This window comes from Hyalangium sp. (genome assembly GCF_035629615.1).
Classification (GTDB): Bacteria; Myxococcota; Myxococcia; order Myxococcales; family Myxococcaceae; genus Hyalangium.
This window is the reverse complement of record NZ_DASPHO010000542.1, coordinates 24168-32843: the sequence shown is the minus strand read 5'-3', so window position 1 is coordinate 32843 and position 8676 is coordinate 24168. Positions and strand designations below refer to the sequence as shown.

Sequence of the window (8676 nt, the reverse complement as noted above, 5' to 3'; positions counted from 1 at the left end):
CTACGGCACGCCGACGCCGCCTCCTCCTCCTGCGCCCAAGCCGACGCCCCCTCCCCCCAAGCCGCCGGTGACGTACTAGGCCTGCAGGGCTCGCAATTCCCAGGCTGAGCTACCAGCGCCCCTCTTCCTGCCCATTCCAGGCGGGGAGGGTGGGCTGCTGGTGGCGTTGTTTTTCGTGAAAACCCATACCCACGAGGTACCGCGCAATCATGCAACTCCCCAAGAAGACCACCGCCATCACCCCCCACCTCACGGTTCGTGACGTCGATGCGGCCGCCAAGTTCTACGAGAAGGCCTTCGGCTTCACTCGCAAGTTCGCGCTGCCTGGCGCCGGCGGGCGCATCATGCACGCCGAGGTCGGCCACGAGAACTGCACGGTGATGATTGGCCCTGAGAGCCGCGAGCGGGGCATGCTCTCGCCCATCAGCGCCGGGGGCACGGCTGTCTCCATCTTCGTCTACGTGGCGGATGTGGACAAGCAGCACGCCCGCGCGCTGGCTGCCGGGGCCAAGGAGCTGATGCCGCCCAGCGAGCAGTTCTTCGGCTCGCGAACCTCGCTGCTGCTGGATCCGGATGGCCACCAGTGGATGTTCGCGCAGCACAAGAAGGAGGTCAGCCTGGACGACATGAAGAAGGCTGCCCTCGCCAGCGCCAGGTGAGGGCTTGGCTGTCATTGACCTGCTGGGGCATTGACCTGCTGGGGACGGCCTATTTTCTGCCAATGAAGACGGCGTCGTCCCCCGCATCGACCGTGCACTCGAGCGAGGAGAAGCCAGCCTCGCGGAACCACTCCTCATAGCTGCTCGGGGGGTAGACGCGGCCCTCGCCCGTGGCCAGGCAGAGGAAGTAGAGCGAGAGGAAGGCCGCGGACAGGGGCCCCGTCTCATCGTCGTCACACACCATGCTGGGGAAGACGAGCAGCAGTCCCCCCGGCGGCAGGCTGTCCGCTGATCTCCGCACGAAGCCGCGGTTCTGCTCCTCGGAGTAGATGTTGAAGATGCGGCTGAAGAGGATGGCATCCGCCCCGGTGGGGAACGGATCCGTGCGGATGTCACAGGGGTGGGTGGAGATGCGGCCGTCCAGTCCCTCGGCCGCGGCCCGGGCTCGGGCCCGCTCGCAGATGGAGGGCAGGTCCAGGATGGTGACCTTCAGCCCCGGGTGGGCCTTGGCTAGGAGCACGGCATTGGTCCCATCGCCCCCGCCCACGTCCAGCACGTGCGTCCTGTCATGCAGCGCTCCGGTCAGGCGCTCTGGGAGCCCGGAGGAGCTCAAGTTGGACATCCACGCGTGGAAGATGGCCTCCAGCGGTGGGTGCGCGGCCAGGCGCTCGTAGAGCGTGTTGCCCGGGCCGGGGTAGCAGTCCAGTCCCAGGTTGGTGCCGCGCCGGAGCGACTCGGTGAGCCGGGAGAAGGGCTGGTAGAGCAGCCGATCGAAGCCCTCCACCACCGTGGTGAAGCTGGGGCGCTCTCCGGCAAATGCTGCGCTCACCCACTCGAGGTTGCGGTACTCGCCGTCCTGTGTCCGCTCGACGAGCTTCATGGCGCAGCAGGCAAGCAGCAGCACCCGGAGGGAGGCGGGCGGCAGGCCAAGCCCCTCGGCGAGGGCGGCCTGGCTCATCCCCGGGTGGGCCGCCAGGTAGCGGAACAACCCCAGCTCGTGGGCGGCCACCAGCGCCTGGAAGAAGCCCGCTCCTCCCAGCATCAGCATCAACTCCCTGTCGCGCTGCGCGGGCTCGCGGGTCCGTCGGAACTCCATGGTCTGCTCCTCCACGCCGCTCCAGTCCCCGCTCGGAAGCGAAACAGTGTGCCTCCTGATCTAATACGGCTGTGGCACTTGTCACCTGGTGGAGCGCTTGCGCAGCCTCCCTTCCGTGAGAGGAGTACAGGCTCGCGAGTACGAAGCGGTGGCCACCCGCGCGGGCACCATCGACGATGTCACGCAGCGCGATGAGATGTGTCTGGCGACGCTGAGGGTGGCGCTGCCGCCTGGGCCCTGAGCCCCTGAAGCCACACAGAGGTGATTGACTCGGGGCCGCTTCACAGACGGCCCCAGCGGCTTCAGGGCGCCACTGGCTCCGTGACGTTGAAGAAGCTCTTGATGACGTACGGCCCCTTCACGTTCCAGAGGATGACCGAACCCTGGCGGATGAAGTAGCTGTCACCCGCCTTGAATGTATGAGTCTTGCCCGTCTCGTCCGTGAGAGTGACCTTGCCCTCGATGATGGTGGCGTGCTCGGTGAACGGGAAGGTGACGCGGATCAACCCGGTCGTGGCCATGAAGAGGCCCCCCATCATGTTGCCCTGCTGAAAGTCGATCCGACCGTAGAGTTGGGGATTGCCGGTGAGCACCTCTCCACCCAACGCCTCTGGAGGACCGAGCGAGACCAGGGTCGACAGGTCCACGGACTTCTTGGGGTACACCAGCATCTCCCCTGGGAGTGCGGCGCTGTTCCCGTGAGGGGGCAGCATGGCGCCAGGGGAGCGGGGACCGGGGCTGAGCGTTTGCTGCTCGGACATGGCGTTCGCCAGAGCGGGGGGGATGGCGAGCTGCGCGATGACGACAGACAGACCCAGCAGCAGGCCGCCATGGAGGCGGAAACTTTCGTTGAGGTTGTACTTCTTGGGCATGACGTGCTCCAGAGAGGGATGGGGACAACCGGTGCTAGGGCGACGGACAGGCCACTGACATCTCAGCGGGCTGACCTGGGGCCCGCAGACGGAGGGTCGGTTCATCTCGGGAGATGCTTGCCCTGCTCTTTGCCTGGGAAAGCGTGAGACGTGCCATGGGCCCTCGCGGGCCTAAATGTACCGCCTGGCTGAAAGTAAACAAGTAGACTGGACGACAGTGCAGCCGCCCCCTGTTGCAACGCCAGCCCGAAGGGACAGGGTTCGTATGACCCAGCACGCGGTCTCATGCCGGGGCAGGCTCGCCAGGGCCTCGAGGGGCAGCGACTCCAGCGGGTTGGAGGAAGCGTCACGAAGGGAGAAGAGATCCCCGAGCTCGTCCGGCAGGGTGCCGGTCGCGTCGTAGTCGCGCAGGAGCCCGTGGTACTCCCCTTGGGAGAACGAGGCCTCTCGCGCCAGGGTGCCATCGAGGCGCCAGGTCCGAGCTCGTCCGTCGCGGAGTCCGGCGTGGTAGGTGAGCTCCTCGCACAGCTCCCCCGTTCCCAGCGGCGTCTTGACGATGACCTTCGTGCCATCTTCAGCGGGCGCATGGGACAACATCCTCGTCATTCCCGCGGAGCGGGCCTCTACCGCCGTTGCGGAGACGAGGTGGCGCACCGGACCTGGTCGTTAGGTTGCCCGTGCCCGACGTGCCACGTAGGCTCCCCCACCTTCGGCTCCATCGACGTGCGGCTGCTGCCCTCGAACCCCAGAGGTCCCCTTGATCCGCTTGGTCGCCTCACTCGCCGTGGCGCTGCTCGCCAGCGGCTGTGATGTGTTGTCCCGCGAGAAGCCGCCTCCCGCAGAGCCGCCCGGTCCTCCCCCCTCGCGCGAGGTGCCGCCGGAGATCGCAGCGCAACTTCCGACCACCCAGGACGGAAAGGTCCTCTTCACGGAGGTCACCAGCGGCGGGCTCACGATGCAGCTCGCGTATGACCCGACCCTGGACGATCCGATCACGCGCTGGGGGTGGTGCCTGAGCCGCGTCACCGCGTGCGTCACCGCCAACCCCTCGCAGTCCATCATCGGGTGCATCCCGAAGATAGAGGTGTGTGCCAGCAGCGAGGGGGGACATGGCTGCTGCCCGAGCGCCTGCCTGGACGAGTTCCGACAGGCGCACGAGCGCACTCGAGACGACAGGAGGGCACTCGAGGAGAGCATCCTCACCGGACGCTGCATTCCCGGGTTCCCGGAGGCTCAGCCATGAGCGCCCGTGCGTGTGCGGTGGCCCTCTGCCTCACCTTGCCCTGCGCCACGTGGGCCTGGCAGGGCTGGTGCCGGTCCACGGTGCCGGGAGGAAGGGAGGCGCTTGGGGAGCTCTCGAGCAGCCCGCTGCTCCGGGAGAGCATCTGCGCCATGAAGAAGGACGAGGAGGTATGGCCGTCGTGTCAGGCTGGCCGGCGCGCGGCGCAAGGCGCACAGCTCGGTGAGCATGCTCGCATCTCCGCCGAAGCCATGGCGCTCGCCCAGATTCCCAGCCACCTGAGGCAGCCGGTGGATCTCGTGTACTACACCACTGGTCAGAAGCTCCCGGACATCTCCAGCCTGCCGTCGCTGCAGCCGGCAGCGGCGGGATCAATGCGCGAGCGGCAGCTTCGCCGGGTCTACCTCGCTGAGTTCTCCGAGCTCCCTGATGTGAGCCACAGCGTCTCCGACTACGTGCTGGGAAACGAGCGCTGCGCCGTCCCGAACCTGCGCTCGGACACTCCAGAGCGGATCGACTCATGCCACCAGTTCGAGGGCCACATGGGCACGCTCAACGCGAGCCATTGGCCGCCGCTCTCGAAGGCATATTACCGGCACTACCACGAGCTCGCGCTCGCGGTGGCGCGCCGGTGTGCGCAGGTGAAGGACGGCCTGAAGCAGGTGACGTCCCACACCCTGTCCAGTGTGTCTGACTCCATCATCCAGGAGTGCGAGCGCGAGGCCCTGGCGCTCGAGGCCTTCGCCTCGCACTTCCTCCAGGATGCGTGGTCCACCGGGCACATGTGGAACCGCTGGGGCTTCCTCGTCCCGCCCGAGAGCGACCAGGACTACATGGCCGGGTTCTACGCCACGGCGATGACGGGCATCATCCACGGCACGCGCTCGGTCACCGACAAGCACGATCAGGCCTGCATGCCAGGGCCGTTCGACCGGTCCTCCGGCGAGCCGATCATCCGGTACCGCCACGGCTCGGACCCCACCCTCCACGCCGGCGGCGGGGACCTGTACCTCGAGTCCTGCACTGCGCTGTACCCGGAGTGGTCGGTGAAGATCATGGAACAGCTCGGGCACGATCAGCGCGCGGGGATGCTGGCCTGCGCGGCGCTCGGCTTCCGCGAGGTGTACCTCGCGGGCCCCAAGCTCGGTGGAGACGTGCTGCCGCCCGTCACGACGGGATACGGGTTTCCGGGGGGCATGCCCGCTGCCGCGACGGACGATGTCTGCTGGAACATGCGTCTGACGAACCTCTCCATGCGCCTGTCGCTCGGGACGCGGCACACGGTCATCGACGTCACGGCGTTCGACCTGGCTGATCCGCAGTGGTTCGCAGGACTGCGTCCCCGGCTCCTGGTGAGTCGGATCAACTCAACGGGTCGAGAGGCGCTGGAGACGAACCTCTCGGACTACCAGCAAGGCCTTCTCGCTGAAGGCTTCCGGATGGCGGCCGTCAAGCTGGCCACTCGCGTCATCCTGGCGGCGCGCGACGCTCCGAGCGAGACGACGGTTGCCACCGACGATCCCGAGCTGGAGAGCTTCAACTTCGTCCCTCGCTCCACGCGCTGGCTGTCCGACGTCGAGCAGGGACGGATCCCGCTCATGGACGAGAAGAACCGCGACCGTTGGAAGGATGAGCCCACGGGCCTGCCGTGCTCGTTCGATCACGACTGCCACAGCGGCCATTACTGTGACAAGACGCTGGTCACCCTGGAGGCAGGGCGGCTGGTCCCGACCCCGAGCTGCGTGCCGACAGCCGGAGCCGTGCTCCGAGCGTTTCGCTCAGGCGAGGCGCCGTATTGGTGCAAGGCGGATGACGGCAACCAGCTGGCACGCGCGGTCGCCGCCTGCAAGCAGCACGGGGGTGGCGCCTGCTCGGCGTGCCAGGAGATGCTGGAGCCCCACCTGCGCAACGCCTGTGGTCCGGATGACTTCAAGGCGACACCGATGTCGGGCCAGCACAGCCTCTGCGATCTGATGGGCGTGCCAGCGCAGCCGGTCTACGCCCCCTACGTGCCCGGCGATCCCGCGAGCCTGTCCCGGGTGAGCCTGGGCCTGTGCACGGGCGCGTTCGGAGCCACGCCGCTGACAACCCCTGTCCGCGATGGGACGTTGTCCAACACGGCTCCGCCTCCTACCGCCGACGATCCGCACGGCGGCGTCGTGAGCCGGACGAGCTCGGTGTGCGGTGGAAAGCCCCAGGCGCAATGGTGGCGGTTCCGCCATGAGCCGCTGACCGCTCCCCACGAGCACGTCTACGCGGTACGCGTGCAGCCGGACTCCTCCAGGCTCAAGCCTCGCGCCTCCGATGTCGCGTTCGAGATGTTCCGCGGTCCTGGCTGCGCCGAGACGGATCGCATCTTCGCCCCACAGCAGCTCCAGGACTCGGATGGTGACGGGGTCCTGGACACGATCCTCATGACGGAGACCGTCCCCGCGGGGGGAGCTCAGGAGATCTGCCTGCGGGTGCGTGGCGCGACGCCCGAGACCTACTGGGTTCGCTTCAAGTTCGCGATCAATCCCATCTTCCTGTCTCAGTGAGTGCCAGGAGCCGGTGGCTCGCGCGGGGAGCGTGTTTTCCCCGGGTCTCGTTCATGCTCCTGGCTCAAGATCATGCTTCGGCCCGACACGCGCTCGCATGAACGCCATGTACTCACTCTCGGCCAAGGCGCTCTTCTTCCAGTGTGACGCGCTGCCGCTGGGCCCCGAACTCGATCGCGCTCACCTGCGCGCGGGGCGGGCCGAGGATGGGGAGGATGAACCATGCGGCCCCGGCCAGGTTCTCCCGGCGCCGCAGCGACAACTCCGGCTCGGCTCCCATGGAGTGCACTCGCCCGTCGCGTGTGAGGAAGGAGATCGGTAGCCCATGGGGCACACCCTCGGGTTGCATGAAGAAAGTCCACTGGTCACTCCCACCATCGAGCGGACCTGACGCGAAGCCCAGGATCCGCATCCGGTCCACCTGAACGTTCAGTGGCGTGGCCCCCTCGGGAATGGGCGGAGGGCTCGCGGGTGCCTCGGCGTCATAGGCCCGCAGCCATGAGTGGGCGGGAACGCCGGGGATGGGCACATACGGCTCGGCCGCGGGAGAGACGATGTAGACGTGGTAGCCCTTGGCGTGCGCCGCGTCGAAATCCACCCGCCCCCGATACGTCATCCGCCCGCTCCAGAAGAGCGACGAGTGGAGCTCGAACGAGTTGCGGGGGTCGTGGTCGAAGACCTGGAACAGCACGGACTGCTCCGGCAGCACGCGATCCAGCACGGGCCCCAGCACGTGGTGGTAGCTCGTGAGCAGCTCCCCCCGGTACTTCTCGGGCTGGGCCCTGAGGGCGGACGGCAGGCGGTAGCCGACAGCCAGCAGCAGCAAGCCCATGCACGCGAGGCCCACGAGCTGGGAGATCCAACGGGTCCGCTTCGCGAGGATGAAGGTGCCCCAGGTGATGAGCGCCGCTCCCAGGCAGAGCACTGCGCCCTCCACGAGCCCAGGCACAACCCGGGCCTGCGGCAGCCACGGGGGAACGAGTGTTCGCAGGTGGCCGAGCGCCGGGAAGAGCCGGAGCGCCTCCGGCGTGAGCAGGGCGGCGATGGTGGCGGCGCCGAGCGCGGGGAAGCGCCGGGCGTCCACCGCGGCGATGGCGAGGCCCACGAAGACCGCTGGGGCGGCGTTCCACACGTGCCCGGGCGCCTTCACCGCGACGAACGAGTGGGTGAGCCAGGTTGACCAGACCCAGAGCGCGGTGACGAGGATGGCCGGCTCGCGCCGCTGCACGCCGCGGATGATGAGCCACACGCCCATCACGAGAGGGAAGATGGACAGCAGCGGAGAGAACTCGGTGGCGTTCACCTCGACGAAGATGGCGTCCACGGGCCTGCGCCACCCTCCGACGTCCACCCCGGGCGGGGCGTTGATGTGCCCGAACGTCAGGTTCGCGCCTGCCTGGTACACCTCCGGCCAGGTCAGCGCCGCATAGAGGTTCCACGGGCCGCTGACCAGGAGCGCCGTCCCGCCGATGATGAGGAAGTGCGTGGGCCGCAGGCCCTTGGAGAACCGCAACCACCGCAGGCCCACCATGACCCCCGCCACTCCGAGCGGCGCCAGTGCGAGCACCGTCTTCGTCAAGTGCCCCAGACCGAGCGCGACGCCGGCGAGCACCGCCCAGCGCCAGGAGTCCTTCTCGATCGTGTGGACGAGCAGCACCAGGGTGAGGCTCACGAAGCCCACCAGCATGCAGTCGTAGGAGTCTCCGAAGAGGAGCCCCTGGGTGAGCACCCAGCCGAACGGCAGCGCGAGGAAGCCACACGCCCCCACGGACGACCAGAAGCGCCCCGTGGCGTTGCGCGCCAGCAGGTAGATCGCCACCGCGGCGCCGAGCTGTCCCAGCAGCGCCCCGATGCGCATCGCCAGCGGCGTCACGCCGATGAGGTGCATGAGCGTGGCGCCAAACCACAGCGGCGCGATGGGCTTGTGCAGCCACACCGCCGCGCCCAGCCAGTCATGGGGCGCCACCGGGAACAGGGGATCCCGGTAGAAGTGGGGATAGAAGAAGGTGTCGTACGTCCCCCGCGCCGCGGCCTGGTGGAGCACCTCGTCCCAGTCATGCATGCCCGGGTGCCCGAGGCCGGGTGCGAGGAGCGACAGCCCCCAGGCGCAGATGAAGGCGATGGCGAGCGCGTCCACACGGTCGAGCCTCAGGGAATCGAACCGGCGCCCAGTCTCGTTCCAGAAGCGCTCCACTCCTCCTTGGGGTTGCACGGAGGGGGGACGGTAGTGGCCTCGCCCCCGTGGCGGCAAGAATGCCGCTGCAGGCCTGAA

At 68.0% G+C, this 8676-nt stretch carries 8 protein-coding genes; 4 read left to right on the top strand and 4 right to left on the bottom strand.

Translation table 11 applies throughout. The features are described 5' to 3' along the window. Nucleotides 1-209: 209 nt before the first annotated feature. Complete coding sequence (locus tag VD972_RS27565; protein WP_324991730.1) at nt 210-659, top strand: VOC family protein; 450 nt, start codon at nt 210-212, stop codon at nt 657-659. A 49-nt stretch (nt 660-708) separates the two neighbouring features. Here VD972_RS27565 and VD972_RS27560 read toward each other — a convergent pair whose 3' ends face one another. Continuing rightward, a complete protein-coding gene (locus tag VD972_RS27560) occupies nt 709-1755 on the bottom strand; it encodes a methyltransferase (protein WP_324991729.1) in 1047 nt (348 codons plus the stop codon). Between the two features lie 115 nt (nt 1756-1870). Between VD972_RS27560 and VD972_RS27555 the strand changes: the two genes are divergently transcribed. Continuing rightward, nucleotides 1871-1996 (top strand): hypothetical protein, encoded by a 126-nt coding sequence (locus tag VD972_RS27555; protein ID WP_324991728.1) that lies wholly within the window; start codon nt 1871-1873, stop codon nt 1994-1996. A 61-nt stretch (nt 1997-2057) separates the two neighbouring features. On the opposite strand, the gene VD972_RS27550 is transcribed toward VD972_RS27555, so the two are convergent. Both VD972_RS27550 and VD972_RS27545 read right to left on the bottom strand, forming a co-directional pair. Continuing rightward, nucleotides 2058-2627 carry a cupin domain-containing protein gene (locus VD972_RS27550; RefSeq protein WP_324991727.1) on the bottom strand — a complete coding sequence of 190 codons (570 nt, stop codon included), beginning with the start codon at nt 2625-2627 and terminating at the stop codon, nt 2058-2060. Between the two features lie 171 nt (nt 2628-2798). Then, a complete protein-coding gene (locus tag VD972_RS27545; protein WP_324991726.1) occupies nt 2799-3233 on the bottom strand; it encodes a hypothetical protein in 435 nt (144 codons plus the stop codon). A 151-nt stretch (nt 3234-3384) separates the two neighbouring features. Here VD972_RS27545 and VD972_RS27540 point away from each other — a divergent pair, with 151 nt between their 5' ends. Together VD972_RS27540 and VD972_RS27535 are read left to right on the top strand one after the other, a co-directional pair. After that, nucleotides 3385-3870, top strand: a complete 486-nt coding sequence (locus tag VD972_RS27540; protein ID WP_324991725.1) for a hypothetical protein — start codon at nt 3385-3387, stop codon at nt 3868-3870. Next, nucleotides 3867-6404 carry a hypothetical protein gene (locus VD972_RS27535; protein WP_324991724.1) on the top strand — a complete coding sequence of 846 codons (2538 nt, stop codon included), beginning with the start codon at nt 3867-3869 and terminating at the stop codon, nt 6402-6404. The genes VD972_RS27540 and VD972_RS27535 overlap by 4 nt, the downstream gene beginning before the upstream one ends. A 112-nt stretch (nt 6405-6516) precedes the next feature. Here VD972_RS27535 and VD972_RS27530 read toward each other — a convergent pair whose 3' ends face one another. Further along, entirely contained in the window at nt 6517-8598 is a 2082-nt protein-coding gene (locus tag VD972_RS27530) for an ArnT family glycosyltransferase (RefSeq protein WP_324991723.1), read from the bottom strand. Nucleotides 8599-8676: the final 78 nt, after the last annotated feature.